This is a genomic window from Pelomonas parva, from assembly GCF_043555835.1.
Classification (GTDB): Bacteria; Pseudomonadota; Gammaproteobacteria; order Burkholderiales; family Burkholderiaceae_C; genus Pelomonas; species Pelomonas parva.
Genome location: NZ_JBIGHV010000007.1, coordinates 182273 through 203935 on the forward strand (window position 1 = coordinate 182273; position 21663 = coordinate 203935).

Consider the following 21663-nt stretch of genomic DNA (forward strand, 5'->3'; position numbering starts at 1 on the left):
CGGTGGACTCGGCAATAGCCCAGGCGCTCAGCCGTTGATGCGGAAGCCGCGCGCGGCCGTGCGCGTCTCGCCGATGGTCGTCGCGTTCGGGTCGATGAAGTCCACGCTGAAGCGATAGACCTGCGTGCCGGCCGCCTGCTGGGCGCAGTCCAGGCGGTGCATCGCGGCGCGCACCTTGCGCGACACGGCCCTGGAAATTCCAGTCGCTTCGGCGGCGCCGACGCGGCCATTCTCCAGCACCAGCTGCACCTTCACCTCGCCATAGCGGCCCTCTTCGAGCCAGGCCTTGGTCAGCGCGCTGGCCAGCTGGTTGTCGAGGCCTTTGCAGGCGGCGTGCACGTCGTAGCGCGGCGTGGCTTCGACCACGCGGCCGTGGATCTCGACGCGCTCCAGCGCCTGGGCCTGGGCCAACGCCGGGGCGGCGGCGAGGGTCAGCAAGGCGAGGCCGGCGAACAGGCTGCGGGGGGTGAAAGTGGATGCGGACATGTGGAACTCCTGAGCGTTTCGGGTGGGGCTGCCGACGCGGAATTGCGTCGACTTGTGCTCAGGCTAGGTGCACCGTCGAGCGGGCCCAAGGCGAAGGCGATGAGTTGCCGTCCGCATGCGACGGCCTGTGAAAAAACGCGGCTGAACTGAACTCGCGACGAATGCGTGCATTGGGCGGCGCCCATGTCATTCGTCATGAAGCCTGGCTGGTTTGCCGCACGCATCAATCGCTTCGGAACGGGGTTCTCTTGGGAGCTTTGGCGGGCGTCGCATGCTTGAGTGGATCGAAATCCGCTCGCTGGGCAGCGAGTTCGTCGCTGTCGATCCGTTCAGCGAGGCTGTCGATGTCACGTCGGGTGACGCCGACACCCTGGAAGTGCTCCTTCCAGGTCTCCACAACCTGGATGACCGCCATGACCTCGGCGGCTGCCTCAGGCCGCCGCAGCCCGAATGACCCGCACTGGGACATCGCATTCGAGAGGGTCGAGTCCCGCCCCTCATCGCCACAGATGAATTCCTGATAGCCTTGACCCGAGTTGGTGGGCAGCACGTCATAGGCCGGCGCCAGCGTCAAGCGGCCGTTCGCGTTCGGACTCACGACCAGCAGTGCGTGGTTCTTCTCGTGGTCGTCCGTGTTGTCCATCAGGATGTTGAAAACCATGCGCCGAAACAGCTCGCGCGCATCGAGTTCGTGCTGGTTGCCGTGCGTGACGCCCACGCGCCGCAGCAGGAGCGCCAACTCCGGATAGCCCATCTCCGGCTCCTGGCCGGCGGGCGTTAGCGCCCGGATTGCCGTGCCTGCGGAGATGCTGTGAATCCGCTGGACACCCTTGCGGTCAAAGCGCCGGATGGCGATAGCGTTTTCACCCTGTAGCCTGATGACCTGCGTCTCGGCCGTGTTGATGCCAGCCTGCTTGGCCAGCGTCATCGTCGCGTGCTCGATGACTGGCGTGTCGACGGGCTCGCGGTTGTAGAACTTGATGACCCACTGCTCGCCATCGATCTCGATGAGGGCCTTGGGCTTGCCACCCCCCAATGGGCTGCCACCGCCCGCGATGATCTTTGCCTCGATGACCGTCAGGGGCTCCGAGGCCTCGATCTTGGCCGCGACCTCGCTGAGCTGCTGTACATCGGCCAGCCGAGGTAGAGGGCTGGAACTGCCCGGCTCGTAGACGGTCGCCGAGGTAGACACGCCGAGCGCGCCGAAGCGGTCGTCACCGGCGTAGTAGAGGTACTCCATCAGGGACAGTCGTTTGGGCTTGGCCACGCAGCGGATGACCTTTTCACCCCAGCGATCCGGCCTGGCATCGTCGACGGCACCCACGGCGCGGGGGACATCTCCTGCCAGCCGGTCCGGCGGCATGAACTCGATGTCGCGCAGCGGCAGGTCTTCGCTCAGTGCAAAGCCCTTGGCAAGCCAGTCGGCGCAGTAGCGCAGCGACACACCTTTGCCGGCGGCAACCGGCCGGAGCTGGCCGACATATGTCGGGGTGGACGGATCTCCCAAATGCCAGAGGTGCAGTTCGTCGTAGCGCATCTCAAGGGGTCTTCCCTGGAACTGGTGGATGCGATGGCGAAGGCTTGACCTTGCGACCGCGTGTGGCGCGACTGGCAGCCGAGGTCTTGGCGCGCTCCCTGCCCAGGGCAACGGCCTCACGGACATCCATCTCAATGGCTCCCTTGTCGTGCTCCGGGGCCGCGAGGTCGCCAAGTGCGCCGTCGCGCTGGATGAGCCACAGCGCCGTGGCAATGATGCCGATGCCGACGCCCGGATCGCCGGCCTCCAGCCGCATCAGCGTGGCAACGGTGACGCCCATACGCTGGGCCCAGGAGCGCAGTGACTCCTTGCGGCGAAGGCGAGCCACCGCGAGATCGCTGCCCAGCTTCTCGATGGCCGCTGCGGTTGCCGGGGGCAGCTGATGAAGGGCTTGGGCTGTCTTTGGCATTCTTATAGAATGCTACATAAATGTCGTTTATGTCAATATCTATAGTTACATATCGTGGGGGTCGCAACCCGCCCACAGAACTGTGGGCCCGCTCGCCGATGCGAGGGTGTTCGCCGATGCCACAGCGCGCCTGTCGTCCCTAGCATCGCGCCGCCGATGTACACAGACATCCGGCGACGCAAGACGAGGGGGCGGAGGATGAAGAAGATCGTGTGGGTGCTGGTGGCGTTGCTCACGGCGTCGGCGCTGTGGGTGCTGGTGGCGATTCGCACGCCAGCCCGCGCGGCGGTGTGCGAAGGCATGCGGGCCGGCATGCGGGTGCACGATGCGCAGTCGGCGCAGCGGCTCGCCATCGTCTTGCACGGCATGGGCAAGACGCCCTCGGACGTCGACCCGGTGGCGCAGACGCTGCTCACGTCGCCTCAGTACCAGGGGACGACGCGGGTCGTCGTCCCCGCGCTGCCGTTCTCCGTGCTGTCGACGGCCCGCGCCGAAGACGTCACGGCTTGCCTGCTGGAGGTCGTCGACCAGGAATGGCAGGCGCGCAAGACCGCAGGCCAGCCCTATCAGTCCGTGCTGCTGGTGGGGCACAGCATGGGCAGCCTGTTCGCGCGCAAGCTGTACGTGGTGGCGCGCGGGGAGCTGGCGTCGGCACCGTTCGAGAAGGACCTGCGCCAGGCGCTCGGGCTGGCGGAGGACAGCACCGCGCTGGTTGCGCCTCGGGAGTGGGTGGCCAAGGTGGAGCGCATCGTGCTGCTGGGCGCGATCAACCGGGGCTGGTCGGTGGACCATCACATGCCGCTGCTGCGCATGGCGCAGATGCAGGCGGGCCTGGCGTTCAACCGCTTCGTGCAGGCCGTGGGCGGCCCGCCGTTCGCCGTCATGTCGACACGCAAGGGCGCGCCCTTCGTGACGCAGCTGCGCCTGCAATGGCTGGAGGCGGTGGACTGCGCCGGTCGGCTGCAGGCGCCAACGTTGACCAACACCACCGGCACGCGTTGCCAGGGAGGCATCGACGCGCCCATGCAGGAGGTGGTGCAACTGCTGGGCACGCAGGACGACTTGGTGCGGCCGGGCGACAGCATCGATGCCGTGGCGGGCCGGAAGTTCGCCTACATCGAGGTGCCGCATTCCGATCACGGCAACGTCGTGGACATGGCCGCGAGCGCCCCCGCCGCTACACCCGGCCAGACGTTCAGCGATGAAGAACTGCGCGAGCAGCGGCGGGCGCTGAAACGGGCGGAGCGCTTCCTGGCGGCGCTGGACCCCCAGGGTGATCGCGACACCCCGCCGGAGCTGGTGACCGCGCGCGGCGACCCCGACTTCGACGTGAAGCACCTCGTGTTCGTGATGCACGGCATCCGCGACGAGGGCTTCTGGACGGAGCGCCTGGGCGGGCGGGTGCGCGACCAGTTGCTGACCCAGCCGGACTGCCAGCCCGGCGAGGGCAAGCCGCCTTGCAAGGTGAAGCTGGAGGTGTCGTCCTATGGCTACTTCCCGATGCTGTCGTTCCTGAAGCCCGGCGCGCGAGACGAGAAGGTCGAGTGGCTGATGGACCGCTACGCCGAGGCACGCGCGCAATACCCCAACGCCAAGTTCTATTACGTAGGGCACAGCCACGGCACCTACCTGCTGAAGGAGGCATTGAAGAAGTACGAGTCGGTGCGCTTCGAGCGGGTGGCGCTGGCCGGCAGTGTGCTGCGCACCGACCAGGACTGGCTGGCGCTGCTGAAGACCGGCCGCATCAAGGGCGTGCTGAACCTGAGCGCGGATGCGGACTGGGTGGTCGCGTTCTTCCCCAACGCGCTGGAGCAACTGGGCCTGCAGGACATGGGCGGTGCGGGCTTCTACGGCTTCAGCAAACACGACTCGCAGGGCTTCGAGCAGTTCCCCAAGGACGCCGCATCCTGGGTGGGCGGCGGCCACGGGGCGGCGGTGTCCGAGGACTGGTGGGACCACGTGGCCGGCTTCATCGCGACGGGCCGGCGGCCCACGCCGGATGGCGAACTGCTGCGGGAGAAGCCGCACTGGCTGGTCGAGGCCGGCGGGCGTGTGGCGCCCGCCATCTGGCTGCTGCTCGCGACCGTGGTGGTGCTGGGCGTCTGGCTCATCGTGCGCAGCAAGCTGCGCGAGTGGGCCAAGACCTTGGCGTTGATCAGCTACGCCGGAGGTGTCTGGTTCGTGCTGACGTCGGTGTAGGACCTCACCACACCGTCAGCGGGTCGCTCGCCACCATGCCGCTGCCCGCGCACATTGACGCCCAGCAGGTGATGGCGCTGTATGCCGGCCACGACACGTACGAGTAGTCGCACGTGGAGTTCAAGATCGACCTGGACCTCACGCGGCTGCCCTCGGGCAAGGTCGACACCAACGCGCCGGTGTGTCGGCTTGCCGCGCTGGCTGTGAACATGCTGCGGCTGATGGGCCAGCGAGGGCGCCGGGGGCTGACGCACCGGTGCGGCACGCGGCCAAGCGCCGGCGTATATAGATCAACGCGTCATCTCGGGCCCCGGTTCGATACGACTCGACGCGCGTCCCAGCGAGGGCTCCGGCCAACGCTGCGAGGCGGTGTCGGCTTGCCGGTCGTACTTGCCGACAACCTCTCGAAAAAACGGCGAGCGGCGAACAAAGCCTGCGATGTGGTCTGCAAGACTGCGGTCCTGCGGGCTTTGCGACTCCGCGAGGGCGCTCATGATGTTTGACCAGGCTTGCATCGCCTGCGCGCGGCTCTTCATGTAGTTCTCTCCCGTCCTGGTCGGCTCTGAGGCGGTGCGCAGTACCCCGCTTTCCTTTGCTCTCAGGCGCCAGAGCACCTCGTAGTTGCGGTTCTCGCCGCGCGTGGACTGCCTTGTTGCCTCAACGTCGGCACCGCGCGCGCGCAGCTTTTCCGCAAAGGTCTCTCGCCAGCGCAAATTTCCTACCCAGGGGCGCATCCTTTCGCCCGAGACGGCCTCGGCTTTGACGACAAGGTGAACGTGAGGGCTGGCCTGATGTTCATGCAGGACCATCACGTAGCGGTGCCCAGCCAGGCTCGCTTTGGCGAAGTCGCGCGCGGCGTCCCGGATGACGCCCGGGGAAAAACCTTCGGGAAGGGACAAGAGGATGTTGAAGGCCTCCCGGCGGCTTGAAACATCCTCGATCAAAGATCCGCCGTAACGCCACTGGTTGACGATGTCGTGTACTGAATCGCGTCCGGTCCGTAACTCACCGCGGTCATCTTCCATCTCAAGCTGGCCGTTCCTGCTGATGTAGCGGAAATGAGCCGCAATAGCCCGCATGCCTCGGCCGCCGCCCGCGAGCTTCACGATTACCTGAGGCGCCTGCCTGACTACGGTGGCCTCGATGCGTCTACGGACGCTTTCCGCACGCACGTGCAGCGACCCGTGCAGCCTTGGCGGCAGATCCGGGCTGACGATTCGGTTCTGCGGAAAAAACAGGCGCTCTCCCCACTGCACCAGGACGGCGTCCACCCTTTGACCGTCCATCATGTTGGCCTCCTCCAGACTCTGACTGCGGTGAGGGTTGCCGCCGCGACCTTCAGGTGGGCTTGAATGTCACTTGTCAAGGACTGAAGCTTGGCTCGATACCCATCAATCTGAGTGGATGGCGCTGAGCTGAGAAGGCGCATAAATGCGTTGAGATCAGCGGTTGTCGCTGCAAGCTGATCCGTCGACGCCCGCAGCGCGGAAACCAGCGCGGCATGATCTGATGGCATCGCCGCAGGTGGGTCGCCATCCAACAGTGCTCTCAAATACTCGGGCTTAGAGACGCCAGATGCCCTCGCGCAGCTCGCCAACTTCAGATCCTGCGGCGTCGACAGACGCACATTTACCTGGGTGATCAAGCAAGCCCTTGGTGCTTGGATTTCCGACAATGCGCCCGGCTCGATTGCTTCCTCTCTGGCCATGCGGGCCAACTCGCTGCGTACGAGGCCGGCGGGTGTCGTTCCCCTGCGGGCGGCCAGGGCCCGAACATAGGGGCCGAGGCCGCGCAGTCTGACAGAGAGTCGGTCTGCCTTCACCAGCCCCTCAGTCCGTTCTGTGCCTTCAAGATGTTTCGGGATCGGCGTGACAGCTTCGTTTGCCGAGCCGCTGAACGCTGGAGACTGACAACCTGCCGAACTCGGCGTTCTGATCAGATTCGGTGAGTGCATCAAGGGCTCCTCGTTTCGTTGCCGTGCTGCAGCTGGCCCAGGTCCGTGAGACTCAGTTTCCGCGCAAGTCCGTGGTCACGGACATTGGCGCGGCTTGATAGATCTCTATTTCGACTCGTCGGTTGAGGGCGCGACCGGAACTGCTCGAGTTGTCCGCAACGTGGTCACCTGCGGGCTGGTAGGTCGCGCGGATGCGGGTCGCCTGCACGCCGGCTGCGATGAGGAAGTCGCGCACGGCTGCTGCCCGCATGCGTGCAACTCTTGCTTCTGCGGCGGTATCGGAGACGCCATCGGTCCTGCCGCGCACTGCGATCAGCGGCGCAGATTTCGCGTCATCGATCAGTGCCTTGGCAGCCTGAGCGGGCAGGTTGAGTTGGCCGCTCCCGAACTCGAAGTGCACCGTGTGGACACGATTGCCTGGTGAAGACTGTGGGTCGTGTGCCTGCATGTTCGCCAGTGCCTGCTGCCAGGCCTTGATGTCGGCCAATGCCATGGCGCCCGACCTGAGTCGGTCGGCCTCTGTTGCGAGCAGTTGGCTCTTCGCGAGGTCGTGCTTGCACTGCTGAAGTCCAATTGCAACGACTGAGTTGGCGGGGCGTCTGGTCGATTCGTCGACGGTGGGTGGCTTGGGGGCCGTACCGCAGGACGCAAGCATCGCAGCCAACGTCAATGATGATCCAAGCAGCAGTAAGTTGCGCATGGCGGTCTCCTTAGGTTCGAATGCCTGGAAAGCGGCCGCTGTCTTCTGGTGGCAGCCGATCCGTCGCCACTGAACGCCCGCCATTGCTTGTGTCCGCGGCAATGCTGCGGCGGTCGGAGTTGTCGGGGCTTCCGAAAATGTCGACAAGGACTTCGGCCAGGCGTTCGTTCTTGCCGTCGATGTTCGCGCCGCGCTGGTCCTGCTGCTGCGGACCAGCCGGCTCCGTTCCACCCTGCGGTGCCCGCCTCTTGTCGAAGGTCTGCCATTGACGCTGAACCCGGGCCAGGTGGCCATGCACGTCCATCACCGGCACGGTGGGCGGAGGAAGCAGGCGTGCCAAGAATTCGTTCTCACGGTAGTAGCAGATCTTCTCGCCGAGGATGGGTTTGCAGTTTTCGAGAATGATGGCCAGGCGTGCGCTGCCCAGCTCTTTGATCTCCTGTGGCAGTAGCAAGGCCCTGCGTTGGTCGCTCTCGTTGCGGCTAACGCTGCTATGACCGTGCGCACCGAACGAGCTGCTGCGACCACGCGATGTCGCCAGCTCGGTGAATTGCCCGAGCATGGCGCTGTACTCATCGGCGTCGCGTTGTTCTCGCGGCGCATACAGAATCTGCAGGCCATGGTTGGTGGCGAAGGTGCGTGCCTCCTTGTCGCCATAGACAGAGTCGAGTTGCGACATCGCCTGCACGACCGTCAGGAGGCGCAGGTTGTAGCCGGCCAGGAAGGGGGCTGCGGTGACGATCGCGGCAATACGTCCGAGAGCAGTGAACTCGTCGTTGACCAGCAGGCACTGGAACTTCAGGGTTTTGTCTTGCTGCGGCAGATGCTCGGTATTGAGGCTGATCAGCTGCGACAGGAAGAGGTTCAGCAGTGGACGGGCGTTGGCCAAGCGATTTGGCGGTACGCGCAGGTAGATGGAGATTCGACGGCGGCGGACATCTTCCAGCCGGAAATCGTCTGCGCTGGTTGCTGCATCCACGATGGCATCCGCGAAGATGGTCAGCGGGGCCAAGAAGGTGGCGACGATGCTTGAGAGCGTGTTTTCGGAGGTGCTCAGAACACGTTGCAGCGCCTCCCTGCATTCCTCGCTGAATGGTCGTTGCGTGTTCTTACGCGCGGCAACTAGTCCGTCCACATGATCCCGCAGCGGCCGTCCCTTGCCGGAGGCTTGGCGCAGCATCTCGCCGACGGTCCGTGGCAGTTCAGGCGTCTCCAGCAACAGCAGCCCCAGGGCCAGAAAAAGGTTGCGTGCCTGGTCATTGAAGAAGGCCTCGGATGGGGTGCCGCTGCCGTCGTTCGGATAGAACACCTGGCCGATGCTCAGCAGGTCGCCGACGCGATGCATTGGGTTGGACCGAACGGCGGTGAGTGGGTTCCAACGGTGGCTACGGGCGTGGCCGTCGAACGGGGAAAACGCATAGACGGGTTGTCCGTGCGCCGAGCGATACCCAGCGGTGATGTCAAAGTTCTCGCCCTTGATGTCGAGGACGACCACGGAGTGCGGCCAGTTCAGCAGGTTGGGGATGACGACACCAACGCCCTTGCCGCTGCGCGTGGGTGCCGAGAGCATCACGGACAGCTGGCCGCAAAGGCTCAGGTATTGGCCTCGGTAGCGCCCAACCAGGATGCCCGGCTGTCCACCCGATGTCAGGCCGGCCCTGGCCACTTCGGCTGGCGTGGCGAATCTCGCATCGCCGTGCAGTGGGCGCCTTCGGCGTGCTGCCGCGACCATGCTTGCCGGTAGCACCACCAGCAGGGCACCCGCTGCTGCAGCCATCGAGCCCAGGAGCTTCTTGCGAAGCGCGGGTTCATCGGCATACAGCTGCCAGTAGCGAATGATGCTGGTCAACCTGGCCTGCGCAGGGTTGGCCTTGTTCAAGAGCAGGAACAGCACGGCAGACAGGTATAGGGCTGCGCATGCAAGCGCCGCGTAGGCCGCCACCGCGAACGCCACGGCAGTCACTTTGCGGCTGACCGACCATGGTGCAGAGGGCAGGGGAGGGCTGCTCATGACGAACACGCTCGGCTGGCACCCGCGCTCGCCAGCCTGTGGGCGCGAGGGACATAGTGCATCTCGGAGATAAACCGTCTGTGCCCGTCACGGTCGAATTGCACGACGACGTCGACGACGAGGCTGAGCAGGCGCTTGATCTCTTCCATGGCGAGGCCGCCGCCGGCGCCGGATTCTCGAATCATCAGCGCCATCTGCTCGAAAGCCAGCCCGCAGCTGCCCGAGTGGACGCTGGTGATGCTGCCCGGATGTCCGGACGCAGCCATACGGACGAAGTGAAAGCACTCGTCACCGCGAACTTCCGCCAGAAAGATCCTGTCGGGCTTCATGCGCAAGCAGGCTTCCAGCAAGGACTTCGCCGTCACGCGCGCCGCACCCTGGCCGTCCTTGCTGTAGAACAGGTGAACGGCATTGGGGTGGTTGGGCAGGGTCAGCTCTGCAGCGTCCTGGATCGTGATCAGGCGTTCATCCCTCGGCACCTCCTCAATCAGCCCCTTCATGAATGTTGTCTTGCCTGAACCCGTACTGCCGCTGACCACAATGGTTTGCCGCTGGCGGACGGCCATGCGCAGAAAGTCGGCGTAGCGGCGCGCTACAAGCAGCTTCACGAGCGCCGTCTCGAACGGCTGGACCGCGCCGGCGCTTTGCGCCGCTGAGGCGGTGAGCGCAAAGAGGCCCTCTCGCTCGAAGTCGTCGAGGCGCTTGATCAGCAGCGAAGGTTTGCGGATCGTGATCGACACGGTGCCGCGCGGCACTGCGGGCGGAATGGCGAACTGCACGCGCTCGCCGGTGGGCAGCGTGGCAGACAGAAGTGGGCGCTCTTGGTTGACCTGCTGTTCGCAGAACGTTGCAACAGCATGGGCCAGCGAAAGGCAACGTTCCTGTGTCATGTCTTCAGCGGGGACCGAAACCCAGCCCGACGTGGTCTCGACCATCAGCTGGCCAGGCTTGTTGACGCAGACCTCGAGGACGTCAGGTGCGTCCAGCTGCTCGCGAAGCGGGCGAAGAAACTCGATCACCGAGGTGGCGTCACCCTGCCACACGGGGTTTGCCAGGCTGAGTTCCAAGCAGGTGTCCATGGCTCAACGGTCCGGTGCGTTGCCGGCAGTGGGCACCAGCTCGTAGACGGACGAGAAGTCGACGTCCCGAGCGACGTAGATGCCGACGATGGCGCCCTGGTTCTGGTAAATCAAGGGCGGAATGTTGATCGTGCTGTCCAACACCTTCTCGGCCAGCTTGCTGGTGTTGGACGTCGTGGACGGCAACACGAAGGTGTCGCCCTGGCGGTCGTTGGATTGGTTCTGGATGACGAGCTTCACGGTGTCGTCGATCAGAGAAAGCAACATGGCGGCACCGACGCGTTCTGACCAGCGGCGGTCGACGTGGCCGTCGATTCCCGACTCACCCAGCATGCCCGTCGCGGGTGAATCCAGGTCCACCGTGACGCCCAAGGGGGTGCGTAGGCGTGTCCACAACACCGGAATGCGAACCGTACCCGGCCTGACCGACGTGATGCGGTACTCACCGTCCAGATGAGAGCCCCGTTCGATCAGCAGCACACGGCCGTCTTCGCTGTACAGGTTGCGCAGAACCTGGCAGCCAACAAGGCCAGACGCCGCGCTGATGATGCGGGTCTTCAGGGCGCAGGTGAACGCGGTGCCCTTTGGCAGGATCAGGCTCCGGGTGCCAAGCATGCCTGCGTGGACCTTGGGCGCCGACGTGCCTAGAAGCTGCCCGCCGAACAGTCCGGGTGGTGGCGGGTGGCCCGCGTCGACCGCGCCACGCCCCATCGGCAAACCCAGCATTGCGCTGGGTGGATCCGCTGCGGAGCTGCCCTGGGTGGAGAACTCGGCAGTCTTTGTCAGGTTGTCCAGCAGTCCTTGCAACTGTCGCTGGTAAGCCTGCAGGTTTCGCGAGGTCGCTGTGATGGGGTCCGTTGAGTCGGTCCCGTCGTCGACCGGTTCATTCGGGGTGCTTTCGGTGTTCTGGGCGTTCTGAGTCGTCTGCCGGTGAGCTGGCTCACTGGGTTGCCTGGCGTTGGGCCGGACACTGACGAGCATGACTGGTGCGTCCTCGGGCAAAGAGGCCTTCGCGTCCTTGCCACCCTGCCGACCGTCGCCTGTATGGCGTATGCCGAGGGGCTCCGCAAGTTCTTCCTCCGTCGGCGTGATCGCCGGTACCTTCAACTCGGGCGTCGTTTTTGTAGCGCTCGCTTGCTGCGCAGGCATCTCAAGCTTGCGCGGCTCAGTCGCTGCCGCCGTGGGGATGTCCCGCGTCTGCTTGCGGCCCTGTGCGTCCGGATTGCTTCTGATGGTCGAGTAGCGCTTGATGGCAAAGGCTGATACCGCGACCAGGCTCACGATGAGCAGGGCGACGGCCAGCAAGCCTTTCGTGGATAACGCCGCCTTTTTTGGCGCAGCGACATTGGGGATGCCGAACTCACCTGGCAGTGGCGCGAGGGTGTCGCCCTGACGGCTGTTGCCGTCGGGATGGCCTCCCGGGGCGGCGTCATGTGCGCCCGCAGTCATGGCCTTCCCACCTTGGTGGTCGCAGCAGTGACAGACTGCTCGGGTTTGAGCATCCGTTCAACGCCGGGAACCGTGGTGCCATGGTCGGATGGCACACCTTCGAGATCGAAGGCTTCGTTCCAGATGCCCACCACGGCAGACCCCGCCCGCAGGACGAGGCGCCGGCTGACGCGGTCCACCACCAGCAGGTCTTCCTCCATGCGCGTGTTGACGAGGGTTTCCTGGCCATCACCGAGAACATGGAACACGGCAGGCACCTCGCGGTTTGCGGGGAAGCGCAAGTAGGTGAACCGCCCGTCATCGAAGAGCAGCGTGGGGACGATGTCCTCAGAGCCCTGACCTTCGGCGAGGCTGTACTGGGTGTTGACAACCTTGGGCTTGGCCTGGAGACGCTCGGCGACGAGCAGTTCGGGCGGCGGCGGGAGTGGGATGACGGGCAGTGGGGGAAGCTGCAAGCTGACCGGTGGAATGGGCCGCGCGGCAAGCGTAGTGGGAGTGGGTACCTTCACGATGAGTCGGTAGATCGGCTCCCGGCGGTCGCCATCAGCCAGCACCACCAGCCGCAAGGCGTGGTGCCGACGGTTGGTGACGATGGCCAGGTTGTTGGCAGCACCCGCGGTGCTCTTTGGCTTCACGAACAGTGTTCGCCCGCCGGGCTGTGCAGCAATGCACCACGCGGCGTCGGCCTTTGCGCAGTCAGCACTCAAGCCAGCGCCGACCTCGGTGATGGTTTCGTCAGCACCCAGGACCACCAGCGTGACAACACCGCGCTTGACCGGCACGGTCACGACACCGCGGGGGTCGTACATGACCTCGCGCAGGCGCGGATCGTTGGAGCCACTGGCTGCGACCAGCGCGGAACCCAGCAGCAGCGGGAACGCGACGATGGAGCGAGGTGTGGCGTTCATGGCCTGGTCTCCTGGGGCGCTGTGTTGATCTCCGGATCGGATCGGTACGCCGTGACGACGAAGCCGAATGGGTTCTCCAGGCGATCCCGTTCCTTGGCGAGAACCTTGGGCTGGTACTGGTAGACGACGGTGGCGACGTGGCGGGTCGTGACATCAGCAAGGCCGCGCTCGGGCTGGCGGACGACCTTGTCGTAGGTCACCGTGGCCTGGCCCTCGTTGCCTGTTCGTCCCTCTGCCGCCAGGCGCACGCCGACAACGTTGATGCGCCAGTCTTCGGTCCCTGCCAGCTTCTTGTGGAGCGCGTCGGGGCCTTCGAACAGTCGGCTGAAGTCGGCGAAGACGCTCGGCACTGCCATGCGAGCCACCTGATCGAAGTCACGCTGAAGGAACTGCCAGCTGTAGCCTTCACGGGCACGTAAGAACGTCGCGAGGTTGTGCTTGTCCATAGCCTCCAGCGCCGGGATGGTCTCCACGTCCAGACGTTGCTGCACAGTGACCTCGCCGGTCACCTTGTCGACAACGATGGGAATCTCGACTGTCCGGCGCAGTGGGCCCTGTACGAACACGGCTGCGATGCCGATGAGGCCCAGGGACATGCCTGCGGCGGCCACTCGCCATGCACGGCGTTCCGATCGTTCGAGGATCTCGGCGTGATCGACCTCCCAGGCACGATTGGCGCTGATGGCCGTGTCGTCGGGCTCTTCCGCCGGGCAGTCTGCGGTTTTGCTTGGCAATGCAGCAGCTGTGCCTGTCGTCATGACGGCGCTCATGGGGGGCCTTTCTGGTGTTGTCCGGCGGTGGTGTCCGGTGGTGGTGGGGGCGGTATCAGCGCAGGAAGTTGGAGACCTTGCCTGTGCGGCTCAGCATTTCGTACTGACGCTCACGGTCGCGTGACCGCGCAATTCGGTCCTCGCTTTCGGCCATGCCCTGCAGCATCTGGACCTGGGACAGCTCGTGGGCCAGCAGCGCGTTTTCGGCGCCAATGCGGGCCTGGACTTCCTGGACTGACTTCTGGTCAGGCGTAGCGTTGATCTGGCCCATCAGTGCCTGGATCTGGCTGAGGCGGCCTGACGCACGGCTCATGGCGTCTTGCAGCAGCCCTTTGTGCTGGTAGGGCTGAGCGAGCGAAGCCTGGCAATCGGTGCGCGCGCTGCCGATGCGGTCCAGGCAGTTGTAGACCATGACCGCGTCGCGCAGCGTTTTGCCGGTGATGCCGAGGCCGCCGTAGCCAGACGCAGCGATTGCCTCGAACTGCTGGAAGGCCTTCGCGGGTATGTAGTTCATCAGCCCGGTGCTGTGGAAGATCTTTCCCAGGTTGCGCACACCGTTGATGCTGCTCAGCTGCGCTTGCAACTGCATGATCTGCTGGACCTGGTTGTTGATTTCGGTGATGTCGTTGATGACCTGCTGGACGGTCTGCGCGAGATTGGCGACGTCGATGACAGGGATGCCACCGGCATGGGCGCTGCCTGCACCTGCGACGGCCAGCAAGGTCGCAGCGAGCTTCTTCCGGAGTTCCATGGTGCTGTCCTTTCGCTGTGGTTTCAGATTTGCCCTCGGCGTGCCGCGAGCTTGTACGCAGGGGTCCTTGCGAAGCCACGCATGGCTGCCACGGCTGTGCCAGTTGCCCGGCCCACCGTGTAGCCGGTGCCGTTTGCGTGGCTGTCGACCCGGCCACTGGCGCGTGCGGCGTTGCCACCATGAGTGACCCGGTTCCCTGACCTGTAGCCCGAGATCACGCGCATGTTCTGGATCATCTGGATGCCCTGCTGAATCGCAACGCCGCCGGTCAATGCCGAAGCCAGGCTGGGCGCCTGCAAGCAGATGATGGCCATCAGGGTCATCAGCACGCAGTAGCGCGTGGACTCCCCCAGCACGTTGAATGTGCCGCCCAGGAAGCCGCCGCCGTCGTTGATTGCCTGAAATATCGCCAGACCCATGTAGTTGCTCAAACCTAGGGCGAAGAAGGCGAACCACGAGAGCACGACGGCGTTCAGCAGCATCGACAGCCAGCTGTCGAAGAAGCGCGCAGTAGGCCGCCATGCCAGGCACAGGATGAACATCGGCCCCACCGCGATGACGAAGGTCAGCATCAGCTTCGAGAGCGTCACGACGAAGAGCGCAATGCACAGGAACAGCACCGAGCCAAACGAGAAGATGACGGCGGCGAGCAGCAGGTCGAGACGGAACATGCTGGCTTCCTTCATGAGGTCAGCGGTCTGGGAACTCGCTTCGTCGTTGAATTTGTCCAGTAGTTCGTAGGGGGTCGAAACGGTCGACGCAGGTATGTCGGCCGGCACAAACGTAGCGGCGACCCCCATGGAAAGGGCATTGGCGGTTTCGGCGATGTTGGCGATGTAGAAGCCGCTCTGCAGCGACAACGCCAGTACGAGGCCGATCTTGAAGACCTTCCAGACGAACGCTGGTACCGGTTCGGGCGCTTCGCCTCTGACAACCGCCCATCCGTACAGAGCGATCCAGAGCGTCATGGCTGTCAATGCAATCGGCGTGATGGCAGCCGCCAGCGTGGTCACCACGCCAAGGACATAACCATTGAGGACGGCGTCGAACTTCGATCCAGCCCAGGCGAACATGTTCTCTCCTATTGCGAAGCGTCGTACGGCAGGTTCGCTGGCGGTCGCGCGAAGATCGGCACGCACTTGCTTCTCAAGTCGGGGTACTGACATTGCAGCCAAGTCGAATCTGACTTGACCACCCAAAGTCGGCGAAGCTTCGTGGCGCCGTATGTTGATGGTCGGCAACTGCCGGCGCGGGCGTAGACCTCTGTGCATTCAACGAGGCCGTGAGATGTCTCTACCATGCGCCACGGCCCAGGATGGCAATTGCGGTCGGCTCTGCAGGGCTCGAGCTTGCCGGCGGACCCGCTCCTCGGAAGCGGCGGCGTCTCCACAACCCGCTTCCCACCAGGCTGCACGCGGACGGCCTCGTTGCCCTTGACGAATTGCGCCTGTGCCGTGGTTATGGATACGAGCGCGGAGACGGTGAGGAATCTGGCAGCGATGCTCATGCGTCTCTCCTTGGGTTGCGATGCCGGCGGTCCTGTGCCTCGCGCAGCAGAACGGGGAGCCATCGGTCGGGATCGTTGCCGTGCTGAGCGCGGATGGCATCCAGCAGGGCCACGTTGTCCGTCGTCGCCGAGAGCACGGTGATGAATTCCTCCAGGCCGGACAAGTCCAGCTCGCAGATGGCGCTGGCGTGGCCTTGCTTGACGAGGAAGCGGTGTCCGCCCCTGGCGCTGAGGCTGCGGACGATCTCGAACTCGGACTCGCTCAGGCCAAACCCGTCGACGTACTCCTCGCGAACGGCCTCGGGGTTGGCGAGGAAGATCTTGGTGACGCTCTGCTCCACCATCGTGCGACCGATGGGATGTTTCAGGACATCCGATGGGCTCTGTGTGTCGAAGATGCCCAGGCCGTTTTGCTTGCGGATGGTCTTCTGCTTGTGCTTGGCGAACTCGCTGAACACTTCGTGGTCCAGCGCCTTCCAGAACTCGGAGATCACGTAGATCAGCCGCTCGCCGTTGACCAGCTCTTCCATCACCTGCAGCAGGTACATCATCACCGGCGTGCGGACCTCGGGCAGGTCCAGGAACTCGGTCGTATCAAAGCCGATGACGCGCTCCGCAGCGAGGTTCTGCAAGCGGTCCGGCGCCTCGTCGAAGACCCAGCCGAGCGCGCCGCCCTCGCACCAGCGACCCAGGCGTTCGAAGAGGCTGTTCTCGCCGGCCTTGGGCAGGTTCTGCCGAACGGTCGACATGCGCCGCAGCGGGGCCGGCATCATGGCGACGGACTTCACGGCTTGCGAGATGGCTCGCTCATCGCCTGGCATCAGCGGCATCGCAGTCGATGCGATCAGCGTCCGGACCAGTTGTTCCCAGAACTGGACGCGCCCCGGTGTGGTTTCCCACTGCAGCGGATTGCAACCCGTGGGTTTGCCTGCCTCCAGGGCGAAGTAGATGCCGCCCATGGCGCGCAGCGCAATCTCGCAGCCACGGTCGAGGTCGAACAGCACCAGGCGCGGTGCGGGGCTCCATTTGCGGGTGAGTGTGAGCAGGAACATCTCCAGCGTTGTCTTGCCAACACCCGTCGAGCCGATGAGCAAGGTGTTGCCCGGCAGCTTCTTGTCCTCGGAGTCCTCGTCCTGCGGGCTGCTGTGCAGGTTCAGGTAGAACGGCTGGCCGGACGGCGTGCGCAGCAACGCCAGAGCCTGTCCCCAGGGGTTGCCGTCGCGCTTGCCGCAGGCGAAGTTGTGCCCGCTGGACAGCGCAGCGAAGGCGCGGGAGGAGAGCTTGGCGTCCCTGGGGCGCCACCGCCAGTTGCCGGGCATCTGGGCGAACCACGCGGCGTCGGCCACCAGATCGACCGGCGCCAACTGCAGGCTGGAGGATTCGCCGACGGCGCCGATGGCCTGGGCGGCACGACGGCCCGCGTCCTGGGCATCGGCGCCAAACACCACGAGCGAGTAGTGATATTCGCCCATGCAGAACTGACCATCGCCCAGCTCGTTCAGTGCCAGGTCCATGTCCGCGATCTGGCTCGTGACGACGTCCTCGCTGGCAATCAACTGGTCACGCTGCAGTTCCAGCGCGCGCATGGCCTCGCGACGCGGCAGGATCGAAAAACTCTGGGTCTCGATGAACTCGCTGGGCTCGTAGAGCAGCGCGTTCAGGATGCCGGGCTCGACGGCGTCGGCGTACTCCTTGATGTCGACCAAGGCAGCGCACCGGCGGCTCTCGCCGTGACGCAGTTCGAGCTTGTCGCCGCCGAAGGTCAGCCTGGCTGTCGGCAGCGTGCGATACAGCGCGCTGGCGGTCAGGGGGACGGCGCGCCAGCTGCCGTTGACGAGATAGCCGAGGAACTCGGCCACTTCTGAGTAGAGGCGGCCTGTCTGCTGGCGGCTGCCGAGCAGTCGCGGGCCGAACGAGCGCAGCACGCGGGCCACGAGCGACGAGCGCTCTTCCATGACGCGAAGGGCGTCAGCCTGAGCCTCGGCGATCGCAGCGCGAGTCCTCTGGCGCGGTTGAAGGGCGCGGCCGATACGCGAGACATTGGGGCGGTAGACCAGCGTCAGGTAGAGCTCGTTGCTCATCATGACCCGCTGGCTCAGGTTCTGTTGGTAGGCCCGCGAGAGGTCCCGGGCAAAGCCCGCCTCATCGGGATCGTCCAGACGATCCTCGACGATGCGGTGCAAGCGGTGCGTCCAGACCGCCCATTGGCCGCCAGCCAGGTTGCGCAGCAGGCTGCAGATTGCCGCGTGGCGCTCCGCGATGTGTTGCTCGTCGGCGCATTCGAACGTCACGCCGTCCAGGCGCCAGACTCGCAGGTAGTCGCCGCCGCGCGTGATGACATCATGGTCACTGACCAGCGACGAGAAGGGGACGAAGGCTGCCAGCGGGTTCTCGTCCTGGGCTTGACTCCACAGGCGTGGTCGGCAGACCTGTCTGCCGAACCAGCCACTGCCGGCGCCGCCGTTAGACATGCCAAGCATCGCGGGCTCCTTGGTACAGGGTGGGTGAGTAGCTGCGTGCGTGCCAGAAGCGACGGTTGCGGTCATGCAGGCCCAGCTTGACGGCCATGAACATCTGATGTAAGCGCTGGTCGTCCTGGGCGGTGACCCATCGCATCCACAGCAGTGCTGGCACGATGCTCAGCACGACAGCGAGTGCGATCCACCAACTCAGCAGTGCGCCGCCCCACATGATCAGCAACATGCTGATGCCAAATAGCAGCACCAGGGGCACGAGCGGGACGCCCATGCGCATGGCTGGGCGCGTGGCGCCTTTGTAAATCGCTTCTGCCAGCATGGCGGGCCCCCATTCAGCTGACGAGGTAAGACGCCATCGCGCCGGCCCCGCCGATCAGCGTGGCACCGATCAACACGTTGGCAACGTCGGACAGCCGCGCCCCCTGAAAGATCATCTTGAAGCCAGCCCAGATGATGGCGATCGTGACCACAGCAATCGAGATCGTCACGAGGATGTCGTTGACGTTCATGACCGTGTCGTTGATCTTGTCGAAACCCTGAGCTTCGGCGCGGCGGCATGCCGTGACGAGCGTTACCAGCGTGGCTGCGGCGCAGCGGCTCTTGAGTTGTCCAAGTCGGCTCATGTCTTCTCCTTCGGAAGGGCTGGGGGGATGGGCTGCTTCATGCCGGTCGCTGCCCTGACGACCCGTTGCACGTAGCCGTGCTCGAAGCCGGTGGCGAAGTTGCCGCTGTAGTAGCAGGAGAGGGCGCGTCGCAGTGCGGACTGTCTTGAGCGATTGCCTGGCGCGCCGGCGCGATCAAAGCAATCAGCCAGGATCTCCTGCATGGCGGCCAGGTTGGTGCAAGGGTCGAACGCAGACTCCAGCGTCAAGTGCAGCCGGGCGAAGTTGCGAACGTTGATCTGCCCCAGGCCAACGCTGAAGTTCCAGCCGGCGGTCTGCAGAGCTCTCGCAGTGGCGAGTGCTTCGGCTTTGCTCCTGGGCTGCCGGTTGAGCTGACCACCAACGACGCCGATGGCCCATGGGTTGAGGCTGCTTTCGACATAGACGAGAGCTGTTGCCGTGCCGGTGTGGATTGCTGGCGCGCAGGCGAGCGCCAGGGACGTGAGCGCGGTGGCTTCCATGGCGGGCGCTCAGTCGGTGGTTGGCGAGGTAGCCCGGCGCAAGGCCAGCCACACGGTGAGTTCAGCGTCGAATCGCTCGTCCCAGGAGCCGAGTTGCAGCTTGGCGGCAGGGGTGTACTCCGTCACGGAGTCACCATCGAGGGACCACCAGGTGCGTGCAAACGGCGCGCCTTGCACGGTAAGCGAGATCGCGCCTGCGTAGTCGCAGGTGTAGGTCGGGCCATTCGGACCATCGAGCATCCGCGTGTACTGCTGCGGGCAGAACGACGGTGCACTCGACCAGTGATGGGATGCCGAGTTGCCTGGGCCGGCCATCGCGCATGTCGGGAAGGCCTTGCCGCGAGCCAGATCGCGGAGCACTTGCCGCACCGGTGGAACGCACTGGGAAATGGATTTCCAGCTGGGTGCAGCAAGACACAGCAAGACCTGACACCCGTCGACTCCGTACGCGGGCACTGATCCCGCCATGGCGACGCACAGCGCCGGCGCACGACGACAAAATTGGCGTAGTTTCACGAGCCAAGTCGGATGTGTCGTGGTCCCGCGATCGCACCCTTCGAGTAGTGAGTTCAACTGCAGCGGCTTCAGCATGATCGACCTCTGTTGTGAAGGGCTGTGCAGCCCCTTCAGAAGGGCTCGTCCAGAGCCATGAGGTCAATTTAGGAAAAGGAAGCAGTTGGGCGGTAGCTGGATTCGTGTCGTTTTCCAGCTGCCGACGCGGTGTTTTCCACGACTACAGGGGCGTCGGTAAGGCTTGACCCATTTGTCTTGCTCCGGTTCAGATCAGTCCGTACAGGCGGGCAAGGCGCGCGGCCGTTCTTCGATCCGGAGCACTCAGCTTCGCGCACAGTTTTTGGAATCGACAGTCGACGGTCTTCGCCTCGATGTTGAGGGCTGCTCCAATGTGCTTGCTCGTGTGGCCCGCTTCCTCGTATCGAAGGAGATCGAGCTCGGCAGCCGAGATCCGGGTGCTCGCCAGCAACTCGCTGCGCATGAAGTTGAGGTGCCAGCGATGCAGCTCCATCGCAAGTGCCCGTGCCAGGACGCGCACGACAGCGAACGCTCCGTCGTCTTCGAAGAAGCCAAGGTTGTGCGAGCCCAGGCAGAGCATCCCGACGCGCGAAGCGCCAGCGTTGGTCGGGGCAGGGACGATGACTGCCGAGGCGAAGCCGAGAGTGGCGGACGTCGCTGCGAACTCTTCCTCATCTGGTAGGACGTTCAACTCGGTGCCGCGAATCGGCTCCGTACCGTGGAGCGCATGCCTCAGCCAGGGATCGTGGTCGTGCCAGGCCCGTCGTGTGTATTCGACAGCCCAAAGCGCATCACAGGCCAGCAGCCAGCGATAGGAGCAGCGGGTGGCGTCATCACGGATGAAGCTGAGGAATACACCGGCGTCGGCGCCGAGGAGCTGAAGAATCTGATGAAAACTCTTTACCGCAGTAGCTGGATCGGGTGCGTCGCCCAGGTGGGTCAGGCCCGTCAGGATGCGCGCTCCGTAGTCAGGAGCACTTGTCAGCGTCGACAAGCTGAAGAGGTCAGCCGCCGATGCACAAGACTTCATGGCCATGACGACACAGTTGATCGAACAGCATCGGATCGTCGAAACGGACCGGCTCGCTGGCGCACCAGCGGTCAAACCGCGCGGGACTGTCGAACAGCATCTGAAGCACGATGCGTGGACCGTACGAGCGGCAGTGCGTCCGTTCGACAAGCATGCCCCCAGCAGCCGGGCGCATGGAGAAGGTGAGGGTCGCGTCCGCAGATGAGACAACGCGCACGCTCTGGCTCGCTGGCGCGATGTTCATGGTTGCCGGTCGTCGCCTGCGGGCCATCAGCGCGGCGCTCTTGTCGCCTAGCGGTCGCGCTGGTTCCTCGATGAGATCGAGGCGCCGATGTGCGGAGCCATCCTGAACATCGAAGGGCGCAAGCCCTCGCTTGTAACGGTATTGCTTGTCTGAGCTCATCCCTGCTCCTGACCACCTCCGGCCACGTCACGCTCTCGCCGGCGGCTGCTTCACAGCTGGCCGGTGCGTGCCTCGTGGGCCATTGCAGACCTCTGAGCGCGAGATGTCCAGAATGCTTCGTAGCAAATTCAACACACCAGTTACATCGACTGGGGTGGCTGGTTTGTCCCAGGGTATCCCGGCAGTCTGTGCTTCACCGAACGTCCAGATTGATGGTCAGTTCGTTCGGCCATTTACGGGTCCAGGCGCCGTAGCCGTTCCTGTTGTCGAGCGTCCCACAGGAAGCTCGTCCATCACGAGTGCCGAACGCCTGAACGCACTTTTACGGATTGTTTCCGT

21 protein-coding genes and 1 pseudogene are annotated in these 21663 nt (G+C 64.5%); 2 read left to right on the plus strand and 20 right to left on the minus strand.

Annotated features, from left to right (window positions below; genetic code table 11):
• Positions 1-27 precede the first annotated feature (27 nt).
• From ACG00Y_RS19235 to ACG00Y_RS19245, 3 genes are all read right to left on the minus strand, one after another.
• Entirely contained in the window at positions 28-486 is a 459-nt protein-coding gene (locus tag ACG00Y_RS19235; RefSeq protein ID WP_394481627.1) for a hypothetical protein, read from the minus strand.
• Positions 487-709: 223 nt separating this feature from the next.
• Complete coding sequence (locus ACG00Y_RS19240; protein WP_394481628.1) at positions 710-2023, minus strand: type II toxin-antitoxin system HipA family toxin; 1314 nt, start codon at positions 2021-2023, stop codon at positions 710-712.
• 1 nt (position 2024) lies between these two features.
• Positions 2025-2432, minus strand: a complete 408-nt coding sequence (locus tag ACG00Y_RS19245; RefSeq protein ID WP_394481630.1) for an XRE family transcriptional regulator — start codon at positions 2430-2432, stop codon at positions 2025-2027.
• A 198-nt stretch (positions 2433-2630) separates the two neighbouring features.
• On the opposite strand from ACG00Y_RS19245, the gene ACG00Y_RS19250 reads away from it, so the two are divergent.
• Both ACG00Y_RS19250 and ACG00Y_RS19255 read left to right on the plus strand, forming a co-directional pair.
• Positions 2631-4631: an alpha/beta fold hydrolase gene (locus ACG00Y_RS19250; protein WP_394481632.1), complete on the plus strand. Its 2001-nt coding sequence runs from the start codon at positions 2631-2633 to the stop codon at positions 4629-4631.
• 41 nt (positions 4632-4672) lie between these two features.
• Positions 4673-4917 (plus strand): annotated as a pseudogene (locus tag ACG00Y_RS19255) (hypothetical protein); the annotation flags it as partial.
• Positions 4918-4921: 4 nt separating this feature from the next.
• On the opposite strand, the gene ACG00Y_RS19260 reads toward ACG00Y_RS19255, so the two are convergent.
• The 17 genes from ACG00Y_RS19260 to ACG00Y_RS19340 form a co-directional block, all read right to left on the minus strand.
• On the minus strand, positions 4922-5920 hold the full coding sequence (locus tag ACG00Y_RS19260) for a relaxase/mobilization nuclease domain-containing protein (RefSeq protein ID WP_394481634.1): 999 nt from the start codon (positions 5918-5920) through the stop codon (positions 4922-4924).
• Entirely contained in the window at positions 5917-6585 is a 669-nt protein-coding gene (locus tag ACG00Y_RS19265; protein WP_394481636.1) for a hypothetical protein, read from the minus strand. The genes ACG00Y_RS19260 and ACG00Y_RS19265 overlap by 4 nt, the downstream gene beginning before the upstream one ends.
• Before the next feature lie 52 nt (positions 6586-6637).
• On the minus strand, positions 6638-7285 hold the full coding sequence (locus ACG00Y_RS19270; protein WP_394481638.1) for an OmpA family protein: 648 nt from the start codon (positions 7283-7285) through the stop codon (positions 6638-6640).
• Positions 7286-7295: 10 nt separating this feature from the next.
• On the minus strand, positions 7296-9179 hold the full coding sequence (locus ACG00Y_RS19275) for a type IV secretory system conjugative DNA transfer family protein (protein WP_394481640.1): 1884 nt from the start codon (positions 9177-9179) through the stop codon (positions 7296-7298).
• A gap of 113 nt (positions 9180-9292) precedes the next feature.
• A complete protein-coding gene (virB11, locus tag ACG00Y_RS19280; RefSeq protein WP_394481642.1) occupies positions 9293-10363 on the minus strand; it encodes a P-type DNA transfer ATPase VirB11 in 1071 nt (356 codons plus the stop codon).
• A gap of 15 nt (positions 10364-10378) precedes the next feature.
• Complete coding sequence (gene virB10, locus ACG00Y_RS19285; protein ID WP_394481643.1) at positions 10379-11824, minus strand: type IV secretion system protein VirB10; 1446 nt, start codon at positions 11822-11824, stop codon at positions 10379-10381.
• Positions 11821-12732: a TrbG/VirB9 family P-type conjugative transfer protein gene (locus ACG00Y_RS19290; RefSeq protein WP_394481645.1), complete on the minus strand. Its 912-nt coding sequence runs from the start codon at positions 12730-12732 to the stop codon at positions 11821-11823. Before ACG00Y_RS19290 ends, virB10 begins: the two co-directional genes overlap by 4 nt.
• A complete protein-coding gene (locus ACG00Y_RS19295) occupies positions 12729-13502 on the minus strand; it encodes a VirB8 family type IV secretion system protein (RefSeq protein ID WP_394481647.1) in 774 nt (257 codons plus the stop codon). Before ACG00Y_RS19295 ends, ACG00Y_RS19290 begins: the two co-directional genes overlap by 4 nt.
• Before the next feature lie 55 nt (positions 13503-13557).
• Positions 13558-14253, minus strand: coding sequence for a TrbJ/VirB5 family protein (locus ACG00Y_RS19300; RefSeq protein ID WP_394481649.1), 696 nt, complete (start codon positions 14251-14253; stop codon positions 13558-13560).
• A gap of 23 nt (positions 14254-14276) precedes the next feature.
• Positions 14277-15326: a TrbL/VirB6 family protein gene (locus ACG00Y_RS19305; RefSeq protein WP_394481651.1), complete on the minus strand. Its 1050-nt coding sequence runs from the start codon at positions 15324-15326 to the stop codon at positions 14277-14279.
• 430 nt (positions 15327-15756) lie between these two features.
• On the minus strand, positions 15757-18240 hold the full coding sequence (locus ACG00Y_RS19310) for a VirB4 family type IV secretion/conjugal transfer ATPase (protein ID WP_394481653.1): 2484 nt from the start codon (positions 18238-18240) through the stop codon (positions 15757-15759).
• Complete coding sequence (locus ACG00Y_RS19315) at positions 18224-18556, minus strand: VirB3 family type IV secretion system protein (RefSeq protein ID WP_394481655.1); 333 nt, start codon at positions 18554-18556, stop codon at positions 18224-18226. Before ACG00Y_RS19315 ends, ACG00Y_RS19310 begins: the two co-directional genes overlap by 17 nt.
• 13 nt (positions 18557-18569) lie before the next feature.
• Positions 18570-18860: a TrbC/VirB2 family protein gene (locus tag ACG00Y_RS19320; RefSeq protein WP_394481657.1), complete on the minus strand. Its 291-nt coding sequence runs from the start codon at positions 18858-18860 to the stop codon at positions 18570-18572.
• Positions 18857-19360 (minus strand): lytic transglycosylase domain-containing protein, encoded by a 504-nt coding sequence (locus ACG00Y_RS19325; RefSeq protein ID WP_394481659.1) that lies wholly within the window; start codon positions 19358-19360, stop codon positions 18857-18859. The genes ACG00Y_RS19320 and ACG00Y_RS19325 overlap by 4 nt, the downstream gene beginning before the upstream one ends.
• A 9-nt stretch (positions 19361-19369) precedes the next feature.
• Positions 19370-19951, minus strand: coding sequence for a hypothetical protein (locus tag ACG00Y_RS19330; protein WP_394481661.1), 582 nt, complete (start codon positions 19949-19951; stop codon positions 19370-19372).
• Positions 19952-20138: 187 nt separating this feature from the next.
• Positions 20139-20927, minus strand: a complete 789-nt coding sequence (locus tag ACG00Y_RS19335) for a helix-turn-helix transcriptional regulator (protein ID WP_394481663.1) — start codon at positions 20925-20927, stop codon at positions 20139-20141.
• Positions 20896-21324: a hypothetical protein gene (locus tag ACG00Y_RS19340; RefSeq protein WP_394481665.1), complete on the minus strand. Its 429-nt coding sequence runs from the start codon at positions 21322-21324 to the stop codon at positions 20896-20898. The genes ACG00Y_RS19335 and ACG00Y_RS19340 overlap by 32 nt, the downstream gene beginning before the upstream one ends.
• Positions 21325-21663 lie beyond the last annotated feature (339 nt).

What these genes read in the sequence shown, in the direction of transcription:
- ACG00Y_RS19235 (WP_394481627.1), bottom strand. Translation starts at nt 486, where the DNA reads ATGTCCGCATCCACTTTCACCCCCCGCAGCCTGTTCGCCGGCCTCGCC.
- ACG00Y_RS19240 (WP_394481628.1), bottom strand. Translation starts at nt 2,023, where the DNA reads ATGCGCTACGACGAACTGCACCTCTGGCATTTGGGAGATCCGTCCACC.
- ACG00Y_RS19245 (WP_394481630.1), bottom strand. Translation starts at nt 2,432, where the DNA reads ATGCCAAAGACAGCCCAAGCCCTTCATCAGCTGCCCCCGGCAACCGCA.
- ACG00Y_RS19250 (WP_394481632.1), top strand. Translation starts at nt 2,631, where the DNA reads ATGAAGAAGATCGTGTGGGTGCTGGTGGCGTTGCTCACGGCGTCGGCG.
- ACG00Y_RS19260 (WP_394481634.1), bottom strand. Translation starts at nt 5,920, where the DNA reads ATGATGGACGGTCAAAGGGTGGACGCCGTCCTGGTGCAGTGGGGAGAG.
- ACG00Y_RS19265 (WP_394481636.1), bottom strand. Translation starts at nt 6,585, where the DNA reads ATGCACTCACCGAATCTGATCAGAACGCCGAGTTCGGCAGGTTGTCAG.
- ACG00Y_RS19270 (WP_394481638.1), bottom strand. Translation starts at nt 7,285, where the DNA reads ATGCGCAACTTACTGCTGCTTGGATCATCATTGACGTTGGCTGCGATG.
- virB10 (WP_394481643.1), bottom strand. Translation starts at nt 11,824, where the DNA reads ATGACTGCGGGCGCACATGACGCCGCCCCGGGAGGCCATCCCGACGGC.
- ACG00Y_RS19290 (WP_394481645.1), bottom strand. Translation starts at nt 12,732, where the DNA reads ATGAACGCCACACCTCGCTCCATCGTCGCGTTCCCGCTGCTGCTGGGT.
- ACG00Y_RS19295 (WP_394481647.1), bottom strand. Translation starts at nt 13,502, where the DNA reads ATGAGCGCCGTCATGACGACAGGCACAGCTGCTGCATTGCCAAGCAAA.
- ACG00Y_RS19300 (WP_394481649.1), bottom strand. Translation starts at nt 14,253, where the DNA reads ATGGAACTCCGGAAGAAGCTCGCTGCGACCTTGCTGGCCGTCGCAGGT.
- ACG00Y_RS19305 (WP_394481651.1), bottom strand. Translation starts at nt 15,326, where the DNA reads ATGTTCGCCTGGGCTGGATCGAAGTTCGACGCCGTCCTCAATGGTTAT.
- ACG00Y_RS19310 (WP_394481653.1), bottom strand. Translation starts at nt 18,240, where the DNA reads ATGCTTGGCATGTCTAACGGCGGCGCCGGCAGTGGCTGGTTCGGCAGA.
- ACG00Y_RS19315 (WP_394481655.1), bottom strand. Translation starts at nt 18,556, where the DNA reads ATGCTGGCAGAAGCGATTTACAAAGGCGCCACGCGCCCAGCCATGCGC.
- ACG00Y_RS19320 (WP_394481657.1), bottom strand. Translation starts at nt 18,860, where the DNA reads ATGAGCCGACTTGGACAACTCAAGAGCCGCTGCGCCGCAGCCACGCTG.
- ACG00Y_RS19325 (WP_394481659.1), bottom strand. Translation starts at nt 19,360, where the DNA reads ATGGAAGCCACCGCGCTCACGTCCCTGGCGCTCGCCTGCGCGCCAGCA.
- ACG00Y_RS19330 (WP_394481661.1), bottom strand. Translation starts at nt 19,951, where the DNA reads ATGCTGAAGCCGCTGCAGTTGAACTCACTACTCGAAGGGTGCGATCGC.
- ACG00Y_RS19335 (WP_394481663.1), bottom strand. Translation starts at nt 20,927, where the DNA reads ATGGCCATGAAGTCTTGTGCATCGGCGGCTGACCTCTTCAGCTTGTCG.
- ACG00Y_RS19340 (WP_394481665.1), bottom strand. Translation starts at nt 21,324, where the DNA reads ATGAGCTCAGACAAGCAATACCGTTACAAGCGAGGGCTTGCGCCCTTC.